Annotated in this window: 18 protein-coding genes and 1 pseudogene; 2 read left to right on the forward strand and 17 right to left on the reverse strand. The window is 64.4% G+C overall.

The window, feature by feature from the left end; translation table 11 throughout:
- Positions 1-6: 6 nt before the first annotated feature.
- The 15 genes and pseudogenes from ASE85_RS01480 to ASE85_RS01550 form a co-directional block, all read right to left on the reverse strand.
- The gene (locus ASE85_RS01480) at positions 7-1,137 is read right to left on the reverse strand and encodes a glycosyltransferase family 2 protein (protein ID WP_056682370.1); all 1,131 of its coding nucleotides are present in this window, start codon (positions 1,135-1,137) and stop codon (positions 7-9) included.
- A gap of 3 nt (positions 1,138-1,140) precedes the next feature.
- Entirely contained in the window at positions 1,141-2,490 is a 1,350-nt protein-coding gene (locus tag ASE85_RS01485) for a sugar transferase (protein WP_056684202.1), read from the reverse strand.
- Between the two features lie 67 nt (positions 2,491-2,557).
- A complete protein-coding gene (locus ASE85_RS01490) occupies positions 2,558-4,453 on the reverse strand; it encodes an XrtA/PEP-CTERM system amidotransferase (RefSeq protein ID WP_056682372.1) in 1,896 nt (631 codons plus the stop codon).
- Positions 4,454-4,464: 11 nt separating this feature from the next.
- Positions 4,465-5,979, reverse strand: coding sequence for an exosortase A (xrtA, locus tag ASE85_RS01495; RefSeq protein ID WP_443018471.1), 1,515 nt, complete (start codon positions 5,977-5,979; stop codon positions 4,465-4,467).
- A 17-nt stretch (positions 5,980-5,996) separates the two neighbouring features.
- On the reverse strand, positions 5,997-7,223 hold the full coding sequence (locus ASE85_RS01500; RefSeq protein WP_056682378.1) for a TIGR03087 family PEP-CTERM/XrtA system glycosyltransferase: 1,227 nt from the start codon (positions 7,221-7,223) through the stop codon (positions 5,997-5,999).
- Positions 7,220-8,293, reverse strand: coding sequence for a FemAB family XrtA/PEP-CTERM system-associated protein (locus ASE85_RS01505; RefSeq protein WP_056682381.1), 1,074 nt, complete (start codon positions 8,291-8,293; stop codon positions 7,220-7,222). Before ASE85_RS01505 ends, ASE85_RS01500 begins: the two co-directional genes overlap by 4 nt.
- A gap of 64 nt (positions 8,294-8,357) precedes the next feature.
- Positions 8,358-9,428 carry a FemAB family XrtA/PEP-CTERM system-associated protein gene (locus ASE85_RS01510; RefSeq protein ID WP_056682383.1) on the reverse strand — a complete coding sequence of 357 codons (1,071 nt, stop codon included), beginning with the start codon at positions 9,426-9,428 and terminating at the stop codon, positions 8,358-8,360.
- On the reverse strand, positions 9,425-10,270 hold the full coding sequence (locus ASE85_RS01515; protein ID WP_056682384.1) for an XrtA system polysaccharide deacetylase: 846 nt from the start codon (positions 10,268-10,270) through the stop codon (positions 9,425-9,427). Before ASE85_RS01515 ends, ASE85_RS01510 begins: the two co-directional genes overlap by 4 nt.
- 833 nt (positions 10,271-11,103) lie before the next feature.
- Positions 11,104-11,965: pseudogene (locus ASE85_RS24320) on the reverse strand (XrtA/PEP-CTERM system-associated ATPase); the annotation flags it as partial.
- 24 nt (positions 11,966-11,989) lie between these two features.
- Positions 11,990-13,534 carry a hypothetical protein gene (locus tag ASE85_RS01525; protein WP_056684205.1) on the reverse strand — a complete coding sequence of 515 codons (1,545 nt, stop codon included), beginning with the start codon at positions 13,532-13,534 and terminating at the stop codon, positions 11,990-11,992.
- A 53-nt stretch (positions 13,535-13,587) separates the two neighbouring features.
- A complete protein-coding gene (locus tag ASE85_RS01530) occupies positions 13,588-14,538 on the reverse strand; it encodes an AAA family ATPase (protein WP_056682390.1) in 951 nt (316 codons plus the stop codon).
- Between the two features lie 14 nt (positions 14,539-14,552).
- Positions 14,553-16,073, reverse strand: coding sequence for an XrtA system polysaccharide chain length determinant (locus tag ASE85_RS01535; RefSeq protein ID WP_056682393.1), 1,521 nt, complete (start codon positions 16,071-16,073; stop codon positions 14,553-14,555).
- A gap of 2 nt (positions 16,074-16,075) precedes the next feature.
- The gene (locus tag ASE85_RS01540) at positions 16,076-16,720 is read right to left on the reverse strand and encodes an XrtA/PEP-CTERM system exopolysaccharide export protein (protein ID WP_056684208.1); all 645 of its coding nucleotides are present in this window, start codon (positions 16,718-16,720) and stop codon (positions 16,076-16,078) included.
- Positions 16,721-16,852: 132 nt separating this feature from the next.
- Positions 16,853-18,085, reverse strand: a complete 1,233-nt coding sequence (locus tag ASE85_RS01545) for a pyridoxal-dependent decarboxylase, exosortase A system-associated (protein WP_056682397.1) — start codon at positions 18,083-18,085, stop codon at positions 16,853-16,855.
- Positions 18,082-19,593 (reverse strand): acyl-CoA ligase (AMP-forming), exosortase A system-associated, encoded by a 1,512-nt coding sequence (locus ASE85_RS01550; RefSeq protein WP_056682400.1) that lies wholly within the window; start codon positions 19,591-19,593, stop codon positions 18,082-18,084. Before ASE85_RS01550 ends, ASE85_RS01545 begins: the two co-directional genes overlap by 4 nt.
- Before the next feature lie 85 nt (positions 19,594-19,678).
- Between ASE85_RS01550 and ASE85_RS01555 the strand changes: the two genes are divergently transcribed.
- Complete coding sequence (locus ASE85_RS01555; RefSeq protein WP_156358149.1) at positions 19,679-20,683, forward strand: GNAT family N-acetyltransferase; 1,005 nt, start codon at positions 19,679-19,681, stop codon at positions 20,681-20,683.
- Between the two features lie 28 nt (positions 20,684-20,711).
- On the forward strand, positions 20,712-21,002 hold the full coding sequence (locus tag ASE85_RS01560) for an acyl carrier protein (protein ID WP_056682405.1): 291 nt from the start codon (positions 20,712-20,714) through the stop codon (positions 21,000-21,002).
- Between the two features lie 21 nt (positions 21,003-21,023).
- Here ASE85_RS01560 and trxB read toward each other — a convergent pair whose 3' ends face one another.
- Both trxB and ASE85_RS22145 read right to left on the reverse strand, forming a co-directional pair.
- A complete protein-coding gene (gene trxB / locus ASE85_RS01565) occupies positions 21,024-21,986 on the reverse strand; it encodes a thioredoxin-disulfide reductase (RefSeq protein WP_056682407.1) in 963 nt (320 codons plus the stop codon).
- 514 nt (positions 21,987-22,500) lie between these two features.
- A complete protein-coding gene (locus ASE85_RS22145) occupies positions 22,501-23,385 on the reverse strand; it encodes an SIR2 family NAD-dependent protein deacylase (protein WP_082462609.1) in 885 nt (294 codons plus the stop codon).
- Between the last annotated feature and the right edge of the window lie 3 nt (positions 23,386-23,388).

The raw sequence follows: 23,388 nt of genomic DNA on the forward strand, positions 1-23,388 counted from the left end.
AGCCTGTCAGCGTGACTGGGCGGGGTTCCATATGGTGACGGTCCGCCCCGTCATCGCCCTGCCCACGCCCTGCAACGTCGCGGCATAGGCGATCAGCACATCGACCAGCGCGGCGAAGGGACCACTCTTCGCCCGCATACCGATCCAGACGATCAGCGCCACGCCCAGCGCGCCCGCCATGTAAAGCGCCGGGGACAGGCGCATCGCCAGTGCGCCGGCGGCGACCGCGCCGGCCAGAATGAACAGCCCACCGAACCAGCGTATGATCTTGCGCGAAGCATATTTGAACCGGTCGAGCGCGCCCATCCGGCGCAATTGCGGGCGCAGATAGGCATGGGTGTGCCAGGCGCGGGCGGCGATGCGGACCTTGCGCCGATATTCATCCTGTCGGGCGGTCACGAGGCGCTCGCGCGCGATAACATTCTTCGCCTTGACGAGGCGCTTGCCAGCAAAGACCACCGCCATCGACACGGTCAGGTCGTCCAGCACGCTGTCGGGGAAATCGGGATAAAGACTGCGCCGGATCGAGAAGATGGAGCCATCCGCGCCCAGCACATTGCCGGTCCGCGATTCCTCGTCCTTCAGCTTCTCCTCGATCCGCCAATAGAGCGAGCCGACCGAAGCGGTCGCGCTGTCTTCCGCGCCGACATAATGGAGCGAACCCAGCACGCCGCCGATCTGCGGGTCGGCATAGCGGGCAAGCAGATTGTCGATCGCGTCCGCATCCAGCAGCACATTGGCGTCGGTGAAGATCAGCACGTCGCCCTGCGCGCGCCCCGCCAGTTGCTTCATGCCATGCGCCTTGCCGCTGCGGCCGGGGCCACGGAGCAACGTCACAAGGTTGCCCTGCGCCGCGATCAGATCACCTGTCCCGTCCGATGATCCATCGTCGAAAGCCAATATCTCAAGGCCCGGATGCCGCGTCTTCAGCATCGCCAGATTGGCCAACTTCTCCGGCATCGCCGCCGCTTCGTTATAGGCGCAGAACAGCAGGGAAGCGCTGGGCGTCGCTCCATCGACCGGGGCCTCCGGTCGTGACGGCAACAGGCGCAAGATCAGCGGATAGAAGAGGAACGGCCATGCCACGACGATCAGGCAAAGCAGCAGGATCGCGGCAAGGATCAGGTTGGTCGGCATCGCTCAATAGGCCTTGTGATGCACCAGCACGCCCAGCGTCGCGACAATGATCCGCAGGTCGCGCCAGATCGACCAGTCGCTGACATATTCCAGATCGGACTGGAGCCGGTCGATCAGATCCTGATGATGGTCGGTCGACCCACGATGGCCGCGTACCTGCGCCAGACCGGTCATGCCCGGCTTGATGCAATGCCGCTCCCAATAGCGGGCGTCGACCTCCCAATAGAGGCTGTCGCCTGCCTTGGCGGCGGCGGCATGAGGGCGCGGACCGACGATGCTCATCTCGCCTTTCAACACGTTGAACAGTTGCGGCAGTTCATCGATGCTGGTCTTGCGCAGGAAGGCGCCGACGCGAGTCACGCGATCGTCATCGCGCTTGGTCAAGGTCGCGGCCTTGTGATCACTCGCCTCGGCCCGCATCGACCGGAACTTGTAGATGGCGAAGGGTCGGGCATCCTTGCCGATGCGCGGCTGACGGAACAGCGCCGGGCCGGGGCTGGTCAGTCGCACAGCCAGCGCGGCGGCGATCAGGATCGGCGACAGCAGGATCGTGGCGACCGTGGCGACGATCAGGTCGAACAACCGCTTGATCAGGCGATCGCGGAAATGCAGCGGACCACCCGCGACTATGATCGTGGGCTGGCCATCAAATTCGTCGATCCGCGCGGGCGCAAAGCGCAGCAGTTCGGGCACCACGATTTCGCCCCGCGCCGACAGCGACTTGAGCGCCGCCGACCAGTCGGTCATCCGGTCGAGTGGGCAGGCGACGATCACCCGTTCCGCCATGCCGACCGCCGCTGCCAGTCGCGCCGCCATGTCCGCGTCATGCCGTTCGGGGTGGAGGTTGGCGACATCGGCGTCGATCACATCCATATGCGGCCCCGTCTCGATCGCGACGCCATCCAGGATCACGGCGGTCAGGTGCGGCACATCGCCCAGCACCCGCACCGCCAGGCGCGCCACCGCCAGCCGCACCAGTGACACCGCGACAGCGCTCAAACCCAGTCCGGTAATGAAGGTCAGACGCGACAGTTGCTCGGCGATCTTGCCCAGATAGACGAACAGCAGCATCAGCAGCGCCGCCTGTGCCAGCGCCCAGAGTGCGCGCACGATGCCACGCCGCACCCGGTCCAGCGTGTTGATGCCATAGGCGCCGCCCTGCACCGCCAGCAGCGCGTAGAGCGGCGCGACCATGGCGAACATCACCAGGCCATGCGGCTTGCCCGGCTCCCCCCACAGCGCGCCCAGCACGAACCAGTTGGCGGCGAGAAACGCACAGAACAGGCCCGCCATGTCCCCCGCCAGGCACAGCGCATAAAGCCGCAGTCGCACGATTTCCTTGGAGACTGTCACCGTTGCGCCCTGATCATCGTCATGCGCCCCGTTGGCACTGCGGACGATACGTTGCAAGGGGGTGCGATCAAGTCCCGAACAGACGGGTCAGCGACTTGTCCAGCATCAGCAACTGCCAGAGCAGCCGGCCATGGTCGGACACGCCCGACCGGTGATCTGCCGCGACCTTCGCCAGCATCGCGGTATCGAACCAGCCGGTCCTGGCCAGCGCCGATCCGCCGGCGATCGCCGTCGCCTCGCCCGCCAGCGCGCCACGGAACCAGGCGCTGATCGGCGTGACGAAGCCCATTTTCTGGCGATAGAGAATATCCTGCGGCAGGAACGGCTCCATCGCCTTCTTCAGCAGATATTTGCCGCTATTGCCGCGAATACGCTGGGCCACTGGCAGGCGGGCGGCAAATTCGACCAGCCGATGGTCCAGCAGCGGCTCCCTCGCCTCAAGGCTGACGGCCATGCTCATGCGATCGGTCTTGGTCAGGATGTCACCGGGCAACCAGATGCGGATATCGGCATATTGCGCCCGGTCGAGCGGATCGCGCGCCGGCGCATCGGCCATCGCCTTGATGTAGCGATCCTCCGCCCGATAGGCGCCGAGTCGGCTCTTCATTTCCTGGCTGAACAGCCGCTGGCGCAGGGCATGCGGGGTCACGCCGACCGACGCGGCATAGGCTTCCCCGCCCTCCCCGGCCAGTTCCAGGAAGGTCGACTTGGCTCGCAATGGCCGTGGCGCCCAGTCCGCCTTGGGATAATATTTGCCCAGCGTCCCAAACAATGGCTGGCGCACCGATGCGGGCATCAGCGACCGGAACCGCTCACCCTGCATCTGAAAGCGGTGGCGGCGGTATCCGGCAAAGGCTTCGTCCGCGCCATCGCCCGACAGCGCCACCGTCACCTGCTCGCGCGCCAGTTCGCACACCCGGAAAGTCGGCAAGGCGGACGCATCGGCAAAAGGCTCATCGAAATGGAAAGCCAGCCGGTCGATCAATCCATAATCATCCGGTGATACGATTCGGGTACGATGATCGGTCGCGAAACGGCGGGCGATGCGATCGGCATAGGCCGTCTCGTCCAGACTGGCGACGTCGAAGCCGATGGTGCAGGTCTTGACGGCCTGCGTGGAGGCTTCCGCCATCAGCGCGACGACGCTGCTGCTGTCGACCCCTCCCGACAGGAAAGCGCCAAGCGGCACATCGGCGACCATCCGCGATCGCACCGCCTCCCGCATCAGCGCGACCAGTTCCTCCTCCAGCGCCTCGGGCTTCGCCCTGGTCCGGTCGGCGAAGCTGACGTCCCAATAGCGTTGCGGCTGCGGCAAAGGGCGTCCGCGCACCAGCCGCAGCGTCTCGCCCGCGCCCAGCTTGCGCACGCCTGCGACCAGACAGGCATCGTCGGGTACATAGCCATAGGCCATATAATCCTCGACCGCCGACAGATCCGGCGCGCGGCGCAGCAGCGGATGGGCGAGCAGGCTCTTCAACTCCGATCCGAAGATCAGGCTACCGTCGGACAGCAAAGTATAATGAAGCGGCTTGACGCCCAGCCGGTCGCGCACCAGCCACAATGCCTGCGCCCGCGCATCGAACAGGGCAAAGGCGAACATGCCGTTGAAGCGCTGCACGCACTCCTCGCCCCACTGCCGATAGCCATGGAGGATGACTTCCGTGTCGCTATGGGTGCGGAAGACATGACCCTTCGCCTCCAGTTCAGTGCGGACCTCGGCGAAATTATAGATTTCGCCGTTGAACACGACGGTCAGGCTCTCGTCCTCGGTCAGCATCGGCTGTGCGCCGGACTCCAGGTCGATGATCGACAGGCGCAGATGGCCAAGGCCCACGCCCGGCGCGGTCCAGATGCCGCTGCCGTCCGGGCCGCGATGCGGCATGACGTCCAGCATCGCGCGCACCCGTGCCGGGTCTACGGGCTTGGCCGTTTCGAGATGGAAGATGCCTGCTATGCCGCACATGCGAATAGGCTCTAGCGCAAGCCGGTGCTGCGGTCAGCCAAAAGCTGCACGTTGCCCAGATCGGTCAGGAAAGCATGGATGGCCGCATCGGACGGTCGCCATTCCGCGTCCTCCGCCGATACGAGGATCGCCACGGCGCGCTGGTCCTGCCCCAGCAGTCGCGCCTTCATCGTCGCCATCTTGATCGCGGGTCGGCTGCCGGTCGTGGCGCCTTTGCCGACACGATAGAAGCTTACCACATGGCGCACCACCGGGCCGGGCGCTGTGATCTGTTCGCCCCGCGCGCCGCGCGGCGCGCGCGCAGGCGACGACCAGACCCATTCGCTGTCGGGATCGGCCGCTCCCTGGCCAAAGCCCACCAGCTTGCGATCTTCGCCCTGTGCCGCATAAGCGGCAATGGCGAGATCGACGACCTGCCCACGCCCGTTCGCATAGCGGCCGGTCACATAATGGTCGGCGCCATCGAAGCGCGGCTTCCATGGATAGGCCTGCGGCGCGACGGAGCGGGTCCAGCCGGACACGTTGGGCATATGCAGGACTGGCGGCAGGGGATCGGCGGCCGCGGCAGTGGCGGCAAGCCACAGTGGCGCAGCGACGATCATCGCGAGCGCCGCGCCCGCTATCATGCCTGCGCCAGACGGCCGGTGCACCGCGCCCTGCAATGCGCGCGGATCGAACCAGGGATCGCCGGGCTTGCGATCGAAGAACGGCCAGGCCGCCGCCATCACCACGATCATGACGATCGCGAAGAAGACCCAGCCATAAACGACATGATCGAAGCCCACGGCGGCATCCACCGTCGTCAGATGCGCGACCAATATGGTGGCGAAGGCGCGCACTCCATTGGCCAGCACCGACAGGCTGAGCGCACCGGTCATGAATATCGCGCGGCGCGGCCAACTGGAAAAGCAGACATTGCAGACCAGCGCGCCATAGGCGGTCATGGCGATCAGGAACTTGGCCCCCGAACAGGCCTCGGCCACCTCGAAATAGCCGGTCGGGGTGGTGATGAAGATGCCCTCCATATGCGCCGGCACGCCCGACAGGTCGAGCAGCAGCATGGCCAGCCGCGCCGTCAGCAATTGCAGCGGCGGGACGATCTCCTCACCAAAGGGCACCATGAAGAAAGCATAGAAAAGCGGGAACAACAGCGCCCGCGCCACTGCCGGCCCCAGCAAAGCGATGGTCGCCCCCTGCAACATCAGCACCAGCGCGGCATGCCGCACCATCGCCACACCGGCCGCCGCACCCAGCAGCCAGGCAAACGCCCCCAGCCCCAGCCAGAGCAGCCCCGGCGCCCAGGCCACCGGCTCCAGTTGGCGCAGGCCGGGCATACGCTGCTGCACCAGCCAGGCGATCAGGAACGGGATGAAGAGGCAATGGCCGAAGGTGGATGCATTCCACCAGATCGACACCATGCTGTGCACATCGGCGAAGAACAAAGCCAGGATCGCGAAGGCGACGATGCCCAATGCTGTCAGATGACCACGCCAGCCAGCCAGATCCGTGAGCGACAGCCGGTCCATCGGGATGGCGCGATCGGTCACGCGGCCTGCATGTCGGCGGCAGGCCGTCCGAACAGCAGGTCAGGCAGATGGCCCAGCGTCGTAGACCAGCGATAGCGCTCCTCCATCCGTGCCCGCGCCGCTAGGCCGAGCCGCTGGCCACGGGCCGGATCGGCCAGCAGCGCGACGATCTTCGCCGCTTCCTCGGCCGGATTGGCCGCGACCAGGAAATGCGTCTCATCCATGGCGTCGATGCCTTCGGCGGCCTGCGGCGAGGCGACCACCGGCCGGCCCATCGCCATCGCCTCCAGCACCTTGTTCTGGATGCCGCGCGCGATGCGGAGCGGCGCGATAACGACATCCGCCGCCGCCAGCCAGCCACGCACGTCGGGCACGCCGCCCGTCACGATCACGCCGGGCAAATGCGCCAATGCCTCTACCGACTTGGCAGGATTGCGCCCGACAATGGCGAAGCGCGCGTCGGGGTGAACGGTCCGGATGGCGGGCAATGTCTGGCGCGTAAAACTCTCGACCGCCTCGACATTGGGCCGATAATCCATCTGGCCGGTGAAGACGAGCAGCGGCCCCTCCCCCCGTTCGACCGGCGGGAAAGACGCGGCAGGATCGAAGTAATCGAGCGCCACGCCGTTCTCCAGTCCCACCACCCGGTCGGGACCAAGCCCGCAGGCCTCGCGAAACAACGCCGCCTCCGCCTCGCTGACGAAGCTGCTGACATCGGCACGGGCCGCCGTCCGCCGCTCGAAGTCGAGCAACACACGGCCTTCGCGCCGGTTGATCCAGCCCATCGGTCCGCCACCCTGCGCGCCATAGGTCGCATATTTGGCGGAATCGAAATCGACGAAATCCATCAGGAAGCGCACCTCCGGCGGCAGGGCCGGTACGAAATGCGCCATCTGCGCCGAATAGGCGACGACGGCCCGGATCGGCCGCTCCCCCATCGTCTGCGCCACCCAGCGATGCAGGCCGGGATGATCGAACAGGGATATGAGCAGCGACTGCCGCTTGGCGAGGCCGGTCAGCCCGGCCACAACCTTCGACCGGTCGCGCATCAGCACGCACTGGCTGGCAGCGACCTGCGTCATTTCGCCGGCGAAACCCATGTCACGATCGTCATCGGCGAAGCAGCCGACATGGACCGGTGCAACCTGGGCCAGGCGCTTTAGCAGATGATAGGACCGAATCTTGTCACCCCGGTCGGGCGGGAAGGGAATCCTGTGGCAGAGGAAAAGGATATCTCCGCTCATCCCAGACCCCGCGCGATATACGGACCGATCAGGTTTGCGATCGGTTCCGGCAGTTTCTTCCACAATTCGACCTTGCGCCGATATTGGGGCGAGAGCGGATTGACGTCACGGGTTTCCTTGCCCGGCGCGGTGCGCAGATGATAGCCAAGCGGTTCGCCCTCGAAACCCCATGTCTTCTTCCAGGCAGCCGGGCCGGTGCCGACCTTCGACCGGCCAAAATCGAAAATGGTGCAGCCCCGCTCGCGCGCGGCGCGCATCAGGCTGAAATAGAGGAATTCATTGGATCGCATCGCCCGCGCCCCGTCCGCCGCGCCGTGCCAATAGGGCATGCAGGCGCCACGATGATAGAGGCTGATGACGGCCGACAGCGGCACGCCATCCTTCGACACCATGGCAATATCGGCATCCTCACCGAAGCGATCCAGGATCGCATCGAACAAGGCGCGGGGAAAGACCGGTGTGCCCAGATTGTGAACGCTATGGGCATAGAGGCGATAATGGATCTCGCGCAGTCGCTTGTCCCGGCCCATCTCAAAGCGCAGATCGTTGCCGATCCCCTTGCGGATCTCGGCGCGGTGCCGCTTGGGCACGGCCTTGAGTTCCGCTTCGTCGTCAGCCGCGAGGGGCCGGGAAAAGCCGAGATAGGCGTCCGCCTTTTCCTGCCAGGCCGCGCCACGGGGCGTTTCGCCACCGCGCAGTTCCAGCGTGTCGCAACCAAGCTGCTCCGCCATCGTCCAGGCCGCGTCCGCCAGCGCCGGCCCAGCCTTGCGGTCGGTCGACAACATACCCCCGTCGACGGCAAAACCACTGCTGACCAGCGCGCGGCCGAACAGAGCGGATCGCACCGACGTCAGCGGCAATATACCGACAATCTCCCGGCCGAGCAGCCGGGCGACCAGCATCTTCGCCTTCTGCCCGGTTCCAGCCTCCACCCCCATGATCCAGCCGGGACGATGGAAGGGCGTCGAGTCCGGATGCGCCAGCACCCAGGCGTCCAGTTCCGCGACCGTCGCGCTGTCGGACAACCGCGCTTCGTCGACGACGACGCCCAGACCGGTAATTGCATTCACAGGCATATTCCCTTGTCACCCTTACCCGCTTCTAGGCGCCAGGGTTGAATATTTGGTGTGTGTTTCAACCAAGGCCGCGTGAAATCATCGGCCCCAGCAGGTTGGCCACGGGCAATGGCAATCGCTTCCACAGGTCGATCCGCCGCTGATATTTGGCGCTGGCCGGATTGACGTCGCGTACCGCGCCGTCCGCCGACCATATATGATAGACGCGCGGTGCCGGATCGAACCCGAAACTCTTCTTCCACGCCGCCTGTCCGCTGCCCAGCTTTGACCGGCCGAAGTCGAAACGGCTCATGCCGCGCATGCGACCATGGCCCATCAGCCGGTAGTACATGAGTTCGTTGGAGCGCAGCCGACGCGCATCGGCAACACCCCCGCCCCAATAGGGCATGACCCGACCCTGATGATAGAGGGAGAGGACCGCCGACACCGGCCGGTCGCCATCCCGCACCACCATCAGGTCGGCATCCTTGCCAAAATGCTGCAACACCGACTTGAACAGTTTCGCAGGGAAGACCGGCGTGCCGAGGTTGCGAACGCTGGTCGCATAGACATGATAATGATCGCGCAGCAGCCGGTCGGTCCTTCCGACTTCTATGCTCAGCGCCGGATTGGCCAGCGCCTTGCGCAGTTCGGCGCGATGCTTGCGCGGCACGGCCAGCAATTCCGCTTCATCATCGGCCGCAAGAGGCCGGACGAAGCCGACATATTGGTCGTCGCGCCGACGCCAGTCGCCACCCGGCGCGGGTCCGCCGCGCAATTCCACCGACACCCCGCCTTTGTCCTGCGCCAGTTGCTGCGCGGCGGCGGCCAGCGGCGCCAGCGCCCGGTCATCGGCGACCAGCAAGCCACCATCGACGGCAAAGCCGGTCGACACCAGCGCCTCGCCGAACAGCCGGCTCTTAACATGATGCAGCGGCAACAGCCCCTTGATATCCCCGGACGGCGCAACCGCCGCCAGCAGCAACGCACGATGCCCGGTCGCCGCCGTAATCGCCCGCAGCCAGGCGGTACGGTGGAATGGCGTCCCCAGCGCATGAACAGCGACGAAGGCGTCGACCGCCTGTGCCTGCGACGCATCGCCGACATCCATCATTATGACCGCCAGATCGGCGGCATTGCCGACCCTCATGACGCGCGCGCCGCTTCCGCATCGGCCAGCGCATCCACGCGGGTCCAGGCGAAGTCGCGCGTCAGGCGGCGCAGCTTGTCCGCCATCACCGACAGGTTGCTATAATGGCGCAGCCGCGAACGCAGCGGCGCTCCCGCCACGCGCGGCTGGTCCGGGTCGATTTCCCAAGGGTGGAAATAGATGATCGCAGGGCGACCGGCCTGTTCATTGACCTGCCGGATAGCCCAGCGCGAAAAACCATAAGGCAGCAAGCGAAAAAAGCCGCCACCACCCGCCGCCAAAGTCCGCTTGCCCCATTTGGCGGTCGTCACCGGCAGTTCGACCAGCGGCGATCCCGCCACCGGCTTCCAGGCGAAGCGCGGCGAATCCGGCCAGCCATAATGGTCATGCCGGATCGGCGCGACACTGGAGGAATAGCGATAGCCCTCCTCCGCCAATATCGGGTGCGCCCATGGTGCGCGCGGGTCGATGGAGAAGCTGGGCGCCCGATAGCCGGTCACCGCCTGCCCGCTTGCATCCTCCAATATTGTACGCGCCTTGCGCAGGTCGGCGCGAAACTCTTCCGGCGTGAAGGTGAAGACGCGGGCATGGTCATAGCCATGGCTGGCCACCTCATGCCCCGCGTCCGCAATGCGCCGCATCAGCGCCGGATAGCGTTCCGCCACCCAGCCCAGCGTGAAGAAGGTCGCCTTGACGTCCGCCTGCTCGAACAAGTCCAGCACCGCATCGGTATTGCCTTCGACCCGGTGGGTCAGGCCGTCCCAGTCGGCACGCCGCAGCGTGCGCTCGAACGCGCCGACCTGGAACCAGTCCTCGACATCGACAGACAGGGCGTTCTGCATGACACTCCAACTTCACTCATTCACGGCAACGACCGGTCAGGCGGCGACGCCTTCCTGAAGGTCCGCCATCCGTTCCTCACGCTCGACCCAGTCGACCAGCAGGGTCAGCACCCGACGCAGCGCCGTGTCCTGCTCCTCCGCCCGGAATTCCAGCGCCGCCAGACGTTCCTCGATCAGGGTGAAGCAAGCCTTGAGGGCTTCGGGGTCGATTTCCGACGCGGCCGGAGCCGGCTGGGCGAAGGGCGCGTGCGCCTGCATCGCGCGCAGCGAAGCGATCTCGGCTCGCAGCGCCTCGATCTCGCCCAGCATGTCGGTGCGCAGGGCATCGACGTCGGGCGCGTCGATCGCCGCCAGAGGCTCCGCCTCATCTTCGTCTTCAGCGTCGGCGACGAGTTCGATCTCGCTGAAGTCCTCGACCTCCGTCACCTGATCCTGCACAGGCTCATCCTGCTCGGCGACCGGCGCGTCCTCGATCTCGTCCTGCCATGCGGGCGCTGCAACCGGCTCCGGGTCGGCATCAAAGTCCACCGGGCGCGGCGGCGCAAAGGTCGGGCGCGTAAAGGGAGCCACGGTGCTGGAAGCAAAGGCGGGGGTTTCATCCTCTTCCGCCTCGACCGGATCGACAATGTCGGCCATCGGTTCGACTGGCTCGGCCTGTACCCAGGCTACATCCAGTTCGATGGCGTCATCCTCCACGTCATCTTCCGCAACCGGTTCTTCAAACGCCGGCTGATAGGCGAAGGGCGCGACATCATCCGCCGCGTCTTCCTCCTCGGCAGCTTCGTCTTCGACCGGCTCCTCTTCGACAAGCGCGACCGGGTCGGGCATCTCCACCTCCTCGACCGTATCGAGCGTGGAGGGCACGATCGGTTCCGGCGTCACATCCGTGTCCAGACCCATGTCGGCGACGACAGCCCCCACGACTTCCTCGTCGATCAGGTGCAGTTGCTCGATCGCGCCCAGCAGCAGCACGCGGCTGGCCAGCGCATTGAGCCGGCGCGGTACGCCGCCAGTGGCGGCATAAAGCGCGGCGAACGCACCGGGCGTGAAGGCGGGATTGCCGTTCCAGCCGGCGATCGCCAGGCGATGGAGAATATAGGGCTCGATTTCATTGGCCATCATCGGTTCCAGATGATGGGTCGCGATCACGCGCTGGCGCAGTTGCTCCAGTTCGGGCGACTTGATGAGATCGCGAAATTCCGGCTGACCCAGCAGGAAGATTTGCAACAGCGACTGCCCGCCCAACTGGAAGTTGGACAGCATCCGCAATTCCTCGATCGCGGAAACGGGCAGGTTCTGCGCCTCATCCACGATCAGCAGGGTGCGGCGCCCGGCCCGTGCCTGTGCGTAGAGATAGCCCTCGACCTGATGCAGGATCGCCGCCTTGGACTGACCATCGACAGACAGGCCGAAATGCTGCGCAGCAAGGCGCAGCATGTCGTCGCCCTCCACCTGCGTCGACACGATCTTGACCGCTGTCAGGCGCGCCGGATCGATCGTCTGCATCAGATGACCGACCAGCGTGGTCTTGCCCGCGCCGATGTCGCCAGTGATGACGATGAAGCCCTCACCCTGCGCAAGGCCATAGCCCAGATAGGACAGCGCCTTGCGATGGGTCGCGCTCTCGAAATAATAATGCGGGTCCGGCGTCAGCTGGAACGGGCGGCCCTGCAAGCCGTAATATTGATCGTACATATCCTCGTCTCCCAAGCCGACCCGTCAGAAGCTGTAGCGCAGGCCAACCTGCCCCATCGCGCTGATGATCGTTTCGAAATCGTCCGCCTGCACCCCGTCCAGCCCCAGCGAGGCCGATGCCGACAGGCGGCGGGACAGGCCCTTGTAATAGCTGGTGAAGGCGCCATAGTTCAGCACATCGGGCCGGTCGCCGCTGGCGTCGAAATAGTTGATGTAACTGACCAGATCGATGCTGTCCCGGTCGTTGAACATATAGCTCACCGATCCGTTGCCATACCAATTCTCGTCCCGCGATCCGCGGATCAGCACGGTCTGGCCGTTGGGCGTGATGAACTTGCGCTGCGAATAGCCAGCGCCCAGGCCCCAGCCCCATGGACCGCGCCGCAACGAATATTGCGCCGACACGCCACGATAGCGGAAATTGGCGTCGGTGATGCCCGACAGCGCATCGTTGAAGCACTGACCGCCGCCGGTGGCCGAAAAGGCGCAACCGGTGATGTCGCCGGTGAAGGGATTGCGCGCCACATCGAAGCTGCTGCCCGACAAAGCCGCCACATCCGCCGTGATCATGCGGCCAAAGCTGTCGATGCCGTCGAACAGGATGATCGCGACGCTGCTGTCCCGGCCCTGCCACAGGAAACTACCCTGATAGGTCATGCCGCCATAACGCTCACCGACCCGCGCCTGCAACGTCGTGCGACGGCTCGGCCGCCACAGCACGCCCGCGTCCCAGATGATATCGTCGAAATCATACATCAGCGCGCGCGGCGAACTCTTGTCCGTCACATAACGGCCGTTGCGGATCAACGGCAGGCCGTCCGCTCCCAATTCGGGCGAACGCTGGCTGATCTCGATCTTTTCGTAACCGACGCCGCCGACTGCGGCGAGCGTTGGCGTAAGCGGAACGGTCGCATCGACCCGGCCCCACAGATCCTCGAACCGCTGGTCGAGCTGGCTCGCATCCTCCCGATCATAGCCCGCGCTGGCGGTCAGACCGATCCCCGGCAGCACCCTATTGGGCGAAAAACCCACCGAACCGGACAGGCTGTGCGTCCAACTATCGGCGAAGGAGCCGTTGGGCTGGGCACCGGCGTTCTGGTTCACGCTGTCATCGACCCGCGCATAGCCGAGCCGATAGGAGCCGTTGACGTTGAGGTCGCCCAATTGCGTCGTGTAGGACGGGCCGACATAGCCGGACCAGACCTGGCTGGTAAAGGTATCGCGCTGGGTCGAGGCACCCGACAGGCCGTCAGTGCGGACGCGGGTGGCAAGACCGCCGCTCTGGAGCGACAGGCCAGGCGCGACGGTGAAATTGGCATGGCCCACGCCGCTCAGCACATCCTGATCGACTGCCTGGCTGCTCCAGCCGAAGCTGTGATTATATTGCAGGTCGACTACCGCCTCGACGCGGCGGTTCTTCACCTCCGCCGTCACGCCAGCGGTGACGTTGGTGTAAGTCAGCACATCGCCACCGCCCTTCAGCGGTCCCATCACGACCTGATCGACCCCGATATAGGGGATGACGTCGAGGCGCTTGTCGTCGGACGACGACTGCGCATGGACAGGCATTGCAACGGCCAGCGCGGCGAGCGATGCGCCTGCAGTCCAGAGCCGGACGGTTTTCACTGGGCTTCCCCCTTGGCATAATAGCTGCCGAAACGGCGACCACCGCTGTTGAAGCGGACGGCATTGAGCAAAAGCTGCACCTGCGCCCCGCCCTTCAGCATGCCCGCAGCGTCGCGTAGCGCGCTTTCAGACGTCTTGTCGGCGCGCACGACCAGCAGCGCGATGGCGGCATGGCTGGCCAGCACCGCCGCCGGCGAGGCCGCCAGCAACGGCGGCGAATCGAAGATGATGATGCGCTCCGGCCGGCCATCGGTCAGGCGCTTCAGCAACTGTTCGGTACGGGCGGATGCGAGATATTCGGTATCGTCATGGCTGCGCTGCCCGGCCGGCAGCACGGACAGCGACGAAATGTCGGTACGGATGACGCAATCCTCGATCGCGACCAGTGGGTCAGCCAGCGCATCCATCAGGCCGCGTCCCGTTTCCAGCCCCAGTTGCGCGGGGATGCCCGGCTTGCCGAAATCAGCATCGACCAGCAGGATCTCGCGATCCTTCTCCGCCGCCAGGCTGAGCGCCAGATTGATCGCACAGAAGGTCTTGCCTTCCCCGCTGTGGGCCGAGCAAACGAGAATGCGGTTGCCGCGCGGATTGGTGCGCAGTTGTGACAGAAGGTCGCGCTTGAGCAGGCGAAACTCCTCGCTCATCGTCGTGACTGCGCTGTCGGGGCGCAGGAAGCCGGCTTCCGCCAGCTTGATTCGGTCGATCGGCTGCACCGGCCCGGTCCAGTCTGGCGCACGGGGCGTAAATGCGGGCGCGGCCGGCGAATCGGCAGCGAAGGCCGCCGGTACAGGTGCAGCAGGCGGTGGCGTGACGGCAGGCACCGGTGGCAGGTCCGTCGGATCGACGACCGGCGCGGCGCGACCACGCAGAGCAGCGTTGAAATCATAGATTTCCGTCGCCCGCTCGATCAGCGATCCCCGGCCCTTGATGGAGCTGTGCTGGTTCATTTTCCCTGGCTCCTTCACGCCATACCGCGCTGGACGAATTCGACGACGATCAGCAGCAGGCAGACGGCCGCCAGCCCCCCGCTCGCGCCGGCAAACCACTTCATGCGCTGCCGGTCGATGGCGACCTGCGACGCACTCACCGTCTGGCTGATCGATCCGACGACCGGCAGGCCGATCACCTTTTCCAGCCGCGCGGCAGTCGGGAACGTGCCCTTCAACTGACCAAGCGCGAAGGCCACGCCGATGCCCGCACCTATGCCCACGATCAGGACGCCCAGCAACAGCAGCGGCCGGTTCGGCGCCGATGGTGCGGTGGGCGTGCTGGGTGGCTGGATGACGCGGAACTGGACGGACCCCGTCTCGGTCTTCACATCGCCACGCAGGCGGATTTCCTCGCGGTCGGCGGCCAGCTTGTCATATTGCGCCTTGAGCGCGGCATAGTCGCTCTCGATCTTTTCCTGCTCCGACGCGACGCCCGGCTCATTCACCTGACGCGACATCATGGTGTTGAGATCGCCCTGCAACTGCGCCTTGCGTGTGCTGAGCGCCTGCACCGTGGCCGCGCGGTCGGCCTGCATCGACCGGATCGACAGATAGGCCGGGTTGGGCGTGCTACCGGCAGCAGCGGCAGCGCCACCACCCGCCTTGCGCAGCGCATCGACCTCACGCTGGGCGGCTATCACATCGGGATGGTTGGCGGTCCAGCCGCGCGCCTTCATCGACGCCAGGTTCGACTGCGCCTGCGCCAGCGGCGACACGCCACCCGAGGCGGTGGTGCCTGGCAGGGTCGCGGGAGTGCCGGCAAGCTGTCCATTCATGGCGCTCAGAGCACTTTGCGCCTGCACCAACTGCGAATCGATATTACTGATTTCCGCGCGGGCCGCATCCATACGTTGGCTGATCGAACCGGCGCCGGGCAGCAGGCCGATATAGCGCTGCGCGAATTCGACGCGGCGCTGGTCGGCGGCTTCCAGTTGCTTGCCGCGCGCGGCGATCTGCTGGTCCAGGAAGGCCAGGCTCTGCTTGGTCTGATTGCGGTCGCCCGAGAGATTTTCTTCCTGGAAGATATCGATCAGCTTCTGCACCACCTGCTGCGCGATACGCGCATTGGCGCCATCCGACAGGCCCGAATCGGCCGAAATGGCGCTGATGTCGATCATGCTGGGATCGGCCTGCGCCATGACGGTGATATTTTCGCGCAGCGTCGTGATCTTCGCGGCAATGTCGCGCGGACCGGACACGGTCTGAGACAGGTCGGTGTCGCGCACGACCTTCTCCAGATTCTCGGCGCTGGCCAACGTGCTGCGCACCCGGTCCAGATCCTGTTGCGACTGGACCTGGGTGATGCCCACCTTGTCCTCCAGCAGAGACTGGGTGTTCACATAGACCCGCGCCTTGGACTGATAGGCGTTGGGGATCAGCGCCACGCCCAGCCAGCCCAGCATGCACACGCCCCAGGCGACGGCGAGCGCCACCCAGCGGCGGCTCCATATACCGTGCAGCAGGACCAACAGTTCGTCGTAAAGACCGGCCATGATCAGAACATGCTTTCAGGGATGATGATGACGTCACCGGGCGACAGCAGCACGTTGGCGCGCGTATCCCCCTTCTTCAGCAGGTCGCCCAGGCGAACCTGATATTCCTTCTGCTTGCCCGTCTCCTTGTCGAAGCGGACGAGGCGCGCCTTGTTGCCGGCGGCATATTCGCTAAGACCGCCGACCGCGATCATCGCGTCCAGCACGGTCATGTTCGCGCGATAGGGAATGGACGCCGGTTTTTCCGTCGCGCCCACGATCCTGATCTGCTGGCTGAACGTGCCGCTGAAATTGTTGACGATGACCGACACCAGCGGATTTTCGATATATTGGGTCAGCGCCAGCTTGATATCGTCGGCCAGCATCTTGGGCGTCTTGCCCACGGCCGGCATGTCGGTGATCAGCGGCGTGGTGATGCGACCATCGGGGCGCACCTGAACCTTCGCGCCCAGTTCAGGATTGCGCCACACGAAGATGGTCAGGTCGTCGAGCGGACCGATGATATATTCCTCACCCGGCCCTTCCTGTGTCGACACGAAAGAGGCAGGCGGCAATTGCGGCCCGGACGGCGCGGAGGCGCAGCCCGACAAGGCGACGGCGGGCAGTGACACACCGATCAAAAGCCTGGAAACCGACACAAAACGCATAATCTCATCCCTTCGCGCGGCCATGCGCCAGCGACCGCCAACGAAGGACAGGCGACCGGTCGGCATATGGCTCCGATTACCTTCATGGCGGGAAAGGGTAAAAATACCGTTAGGAGTTAAGTCCTGCGCAAATCAGCCAAGTAAAAGTTCGCGAGGACTTGGATGACCAAGAAAAGCGGTCGGACTGGCAGACGCACCATAGGCACCGGCCAGGAAGATGGCTATCAGGTCGCCTTCCTTAACCGGCGGCAGGGCCACCTTGTCGCCCAGCCTGTCTATCGGGGTGCAGAGGCACCCGACGACGGTCACCGGATCAACGGCGGGCGGCACGCCGAACCGGTTGGCGACCGCCATCGGATAGTTGCGCCGAACGACCGTGCCGAAATTTCCGCTGGCCGCCAGTTGGTGATGCAGGCCGCCATCGACCACCACGAAGGTTTCGCCCTGGCTGACCTTCACGTCGATTACGCGGGTCAGATAGACGCCGGCCTCGCCCACCAGCCAGCGACCCAGTTCGATCGCGAAAGCGCTGCCCTGCAATATGTCCGGCAGGCCGTCCAACGCGCTGTCCAGCGCGACGCCGATCGGGCGGATATCCAGGCCGCTGTCACCGGGGAAATAAGCAAGGCCAAAGCCGCCGCCCAGATTGACCAGCGGCGGGACGGCGCCCACCGCATCGGACAGGCGGGCGGCCAGCGCGATCGTGGCTGCCTGCGTTTCGATGATCGCCAACGGATCGAGATTCTGGCTGCCGGCGAAGATATGCCAGCCCTGCCAGTCCGCCCCCGCGTCGATCATCGCACGTGCCAGCGCCGCCGCCCGATCCGCATCCACCCCGAACGGCTTGGCCCCGCCGCCCATGCGCATGCCAGACCCTTTGAGGTCGAAGTCCGGGTTGACCCGCACGGCAAGGCGCGGCCGCTTGCCAATCCGATCGGCGACGGCAAGCGCCCGACGCCCCTCTCCTTCGGATTCCAGATTGATCGTCACCCCGGCGAAGATCGCGGCTTCCAGTTCGTCGCCACGCTTGCCCGGCCCGGCGAAGCTGGTCCGATTCGGTGCCATTCCGGCGTCCAGCGCCATCGCCAGTTCGCCACCGGATGCGATGTCGAAGCCGTCGACTTGCCCCACCATCCGCGCCAGCAGCGGCGCATAGGGGTTCGCCTTGATCGCATAATGCAGATGCAGCGCATCGGGCATCGCTTCGCGGAAACGGCGCACCCGCGCTGCGACAATGTCCATATCATAGACGAAAAGCGGCGTATCGCCGGCCTCGTCCACCAAACTGGCCGCGCCGCAGCCACCAATGACCAGCATGCCCTCTTCCGCACCGAACCAGGCAGGAATCGGCCCCATCGGCTTCATGCGCCATATTCCTTCGCCAGCGCGACCCGGTCGATCTTGCCGTTGGGATTATGGGGAAAGTCTGGAAGCACAACGATATCCTTGGGTTGCATGAAATTGGGCAGTTCGCTTTTCAAATGGGCGGCGACAGCCTGCGCGACGTTCGGGTCGGCCGAGCGCAGCAGCAGGCGCACCGCCTGCCCCAGCCTATCGTCCTTCACCCCCAACGCCACCGCTTCGGCCACACCGGGCACGGCGACGGCCGCCTCCTCGATCTCGGTCGGGCTGATCCGGTTGCCGGCGGACTTGATCATCGCATCGTCGCGACCGACAAAATAGAGCAATCCCTGCGCATCCCGCCGCACCGTATCGCCCGACCAGACCGCCATGCCGCTGTAGCGCGAAGCAACCGGCGCGGGCTTGAACCGTTCGGCGGTCCGCACCGCATCGCGCCAATAGCCCTGCGCCACCAGCGGCCCGCAATGGACCAGTTCGCCCGGCTCGTCATCCTCGGTCAGGCTGCCGTCAGGGCGCACCACCAATATCTCGGCGAAAGGAATGGCGCTGCCCATCGAATCGGGATGAGTGTCGACCAGTGCGGGCGGCAGGTAGGTAGAGCGGAAAGCCTCCGTCAGGCCATACATGGGATAAAGGTCCGCCTGTGGAAATAGCGCGCGCAGCTTTGCCACCAACGGCCGGGTCAGCGCGCCGCCGCTGTTGGTCAGGCGCCGCAGCTTGCTCGCCACCGCCTCCGGCCAGTCCAGTTCGGTCAGTTGCACCCAAAGCGGCGGCACGCCCGCCAGCGTCGTGATGTCGCGCCGATCGACCAGCTTTTCCACATCGCGCGGCGTCAGATAGTCGAGCGGATAGACGCACCCACCCGAAACCCAGGTCGACAATAGCTGATTCTGTCCATAATCGAAACTGAACGGCAGGACGCAGGCCGTGCGATCCTGCGGCGTCAGCTTGAGATAATCGGCGACCGCCACGGCCCCCAGCCAGAGATTGGCATGGCTCAGCATCACGCCCTTGGGCCGCCCGGTCGAGCCGCTGGTATAAAGGATCGCCGCCAGATCGTCTGGCGCGGCTTCGGACGGACCGATGGCCACGCCACCGCTCATCGCGCAGGCGGCGTCATCTTCACGGTGCAACCGGCAACCGACGGGCACGTCGCTGGGCAACAGGCTGTCGAGTCGCGCCGCCGTACCGATCAGCAACGTCGCGCCACTGTCCGCCAGGATATGCGCCACCTGGGCATGTTTGAGCAGTGGATTGATAGGCACATGGACAAGCCCCGCGCGCGGCGCGGCCAGCGGCATCAGCGCCGCCAACGGCCCCTTGGCAATCCAACTGCCGACTCGCGCGCCCTTCTCCAGCCCGAACCCGGCCAGCCACCCCGCCAGCCGACCCAGCGTTTCTTCCAGTTCCGCATAGCTGTAGCTGCCCGACCGGCCGTCCAGCGCCGCCCGCGCCGGATCGCCGCACAGCAGCAGATGGTCGATCGGCTGCACCTGCGCCCCGTCGATCATGGGACAATGATCAGTCACAGATGCTTAACTCCATGGCGATGTTTTTACTCTATGCGTAACCAGTGACTGGGGCGGAGATAGTCGGTTGCGGGGCGTAAGGGAATATCACAGCCTGGATGAGGTGCGGCAACCGTTGGCCGGCCGGCTGGATCGTGCCCATCCGCCCGGCCTGTTCGACCGGCTGGACTGGTATGCCGCGCTGCACGCCCATTGCATGGCTGGCACGCCCGTCCGCATCCTGACGGCGCAGGAGGATGGGCGGGAAGCCTGGCTCTTCCTGCTCGCACCCTCGGCCCGTCATGTCGGCGCACTCGCCAACTGGTATAGTTTTAGCTGGGCGCCAGCCTTCATCGGCCACCCTAACCCGGCGATGCAGCAGCGCCTGCTGGAACGCATCGCCCGACACCTGCTGACGACCAGCGCCCAGATCGGCCTCTATCCGCTGGAGGACGGCGCGCCGATGATGCAGGCGTTGCGCCACGCCGGCTGGTTCGCAGTGCGCCGGGCGATGGGCGGCCGCCATCTGCTGCCGGTCGAGGGGCGTAGCTTCGCGCAATATTGGGCGTCGCGGCCGGGCAAGCTGCGCAGTCTGGTGAAACGCAAGGGGCGCGGCAGTCCTTTCACCCTGACGATCGCCCGGCGGCTGACCGACGATCTGTGGCGGGACTATGTCGATGTGCATGACCGTAGCTGGAAGGAGGCGGAGCCGGGCCTCGATTTCCTCCATGATCTGGCCGAGCGGGAAAGCGCGGCGGGGACGTTGCGGCTGGGCTTTGCCCAATTGCACGGCCGCGCGGTGGCGACGCAGCTCTGGACGGTGGAGAATGGCGTCGCGCTGATCCACAAGCTGAGCCACGATGCCGCCCATGACCGCGCTTCCCCCGGCACCTTGCTGAGCCATGCCATGTTCGAGCGCGCCATCGACGGGGACCGGGTGCGCCTGATCGACTATGGCACCGGCGACAATGGCTACAAGACCGACTGGATGGAGCAGCGCATTCCGCTCTACCGGATCGACGCCTTCAACCCCCGGTGCGCCTCCGCCTGGCTGCCCGCCGCCCGTACCGCCATTTCCGCGCTTGTAGGTTAGGCAGCGAACCATTAGTGAAGCGGCCATCATGCAGGCGCAAAATTCTCAGCCGGACGACCGGACCATCAATGTGGACAGCCTGATGCGGGCGTTGCTGCGCGACGTCCTCAGCCTGCCCCAGGCGCAGGTCGATGGCTTCGGCGCGGACACGCCGCTGTTCGGCGCCCTCCCCGAACTGGACTCCATGGCGGTCGCGGGCCTGCTGACCGAGATGGAGGACCGCTTCGACATCCTGATCGAGGATGAGGATATCGATGGCGACACGTTCGAGACGTTCGGGTCGCTGGTTGCCTTCGCGCAGGCCAAGGTGGCGGGCTGACCGGCCCACCACCTGTATCGATCAGGCCTCCACCAACGCCTCGAAATCCTGTTCCGCCAGGAACTTCTCGACATCGAGCGCGGCCATGCAGCCCATGCCCGCCGCCGTCACCGCCTGACGATAGATTTTGTCTGTGACGTCGCCCGCCGCGAAGACGCCCGGAATCGCGGTGTGGGTCGTGCCCTTTTCCACCACGATATAGCCTTCGTCGAGCGGCAGCTTGCCGTCGAACAATTCGGTCGCGGGATGATGGCCGATCGCCACGAAGCCGCCGTCGGTCGGCACATGCGACTTTTCGCCGGTCACCGTGTCGATCAGGTCGACGCCGACCAGACCTTCGGGCGTGCCGCCGCCGACGAACCTGTCCACCGCCTTGTTCCAGAGCACCTTGATATTGGGGTGCGCGTGCAGGCGGGCTTGCAGGATCTTTTCGGCGCGCAGCGAATCGCGGCGATGGATCAGCGTCACGTCATGGCTGTGGTTGGTGAGATAAAGCGCTTCCTCGACCGCGGTGTTGCCGCCGCCGATCACCACCACCTTCTTGCCGCGATAGAAGAAGCCGTCGCAGGTGGCGCAGGCGGACACGCCCTTGCCTTGCAGATGCTCCTCGCCCTCGACGCCCAGCCATTTGGCCTGCGCGCCGGTGCAGATGACCAACGTGTCGGCGACATAGAGCGTGCCGCCGTCGCCGCGCAGGCGGAAGGGGCGTTCGGACAGGTCGATGTCCACGATCTGGTCGTACATCATCTGCGCGCCGACATGTTCAGCCTGCGCCTGCATCTGCTCCATCAGCCACGGCCCCTGGATCACATCCTTGAAACCGGGATAATTTTCGACGTCGGTGGTGATGGTCAGTTGCCCGCCCGGCTGCATCCCCTGCACCACGATCGGCGCCAGACCCGCGCGCGCGCCATAGATGGCGGCGGACAGACCGGCCGGGCCGGAACCGAGGATGAGCATGCGGGTGGAATGGGTGGCGGTCATGGACGGGCTTTCAGCTATGATTCGGGTCGGCCAGAGAGATAGGCAGCGTGGCCGAAGGTGCCAAGCGATGGATTTGCATGGGGACGGGCAAGCGGCGCTTTGGAGGTAGTGCGGGGGGAGCCGCGAAGTTCACAGTGTGGCGGGGCAAAAAGGGCCGGAAGCGCTCGCAAGGCTCTCGCGAAGCTTCCCGAAGGCGCTCGCGAAGCGTCACTTCCTATTGGGGGGTGCGGGCGTGATTTGGGTGTGGGGATGTGGGGCGTTTTGTGGGGACGGAGGGAGGGAGGCTGATCCATGCCAAGGGTAGATCAGAGGAAATCCTATTTGGGAAGGATGTTGGGGTGGCGGTGATGGCCGAAAGAGGAATGGCAGGTTTTTGACATGGGCGCGGGAAAGCAGACTAAGCAGAGTACCTTTTCTATGGGCATTCAAAACCGCGCGCAGCCGTTAGTGAACCAGCAATCCCGCCTCCACACCTGTGCAGATTACTCCCTGGTCGGTCACATTAGTCGCAGCTTCACCAATTTGCGCTCTCTATGAGAGCCGAGCGCGCATCCGTGACGCAAGTATTCAAGCTCTCGATAGCCGCAACTAGGCCACTATGGTCGTCATCAATTTTATCGTAACATAAAGTCTTGAGATTTCGATTTTTTCTCAAAGATTTCTTCATATCTTCTGGTATTTCATCAGATGTCAAAAAATAATGCGGGTTTATAGAGCCGGGCTGGGTACTGAACGCTTGGTTTTCTAATATCAAATTAATGTCAGGATCACCATATCCACACCCGATAAATAAAAACGTATGGGTCATTAGTGCGGCGTCAAATGCAGAATAAAATAGGCTATGTTTTGTACGTGCTTTTGCGTAATCTTCTTGCGTAAATATCAAGGTTGCAGGAGATGATAGATTTCCATGAACCTTTACGATGTACCTCGCGTCATTTCTCAGAAATTCACATACATCAGGGTCTCCGTAATTCTTGATAAACTGCGACGCCTCATTTATCTCTCTACTTTTATTTTCATAAATGTCGTCGAAATTAAGCGAAAAAACCACACGGGTATCGAGCAAAGCAATTAGCTTGTGCAACTCACCAGGAGAATAGTTCGGGTCGGCAAACCTTGACCGTAGGTATGCAGTCCAATCCTCATCATACCGATCTTTAAGCCATTCACACGCATGCAAGAGATCGCCTTCTGAAATTGCTTTATAGATATGCTCTGTCTCAGCTGTTCTGGGAAAGCGCCCAGCAGCATCAAGAAGAAAGCTTTTCCATATTGGTGGACGCGTAGCTTTATCTGCCCCAAGGGCATGACGAGATACGCCTGACCCTATGACAAAAATTGCGCGTCTCCGAGCAATGTCCCGGATGAGCGGCTTAGGCCATTCCTCGATCAGCATTTG

The sequence above is a fragment of the Sphingobium sp. Leaf26 genome (genome assembly GCF_001421665.1).
Taxonomy (GTDB): Bacteria; Pseudomonadota; Alphaproteobacteria; order Sphingomonadales; family Sphingomonadaceae; genus Sphingobium.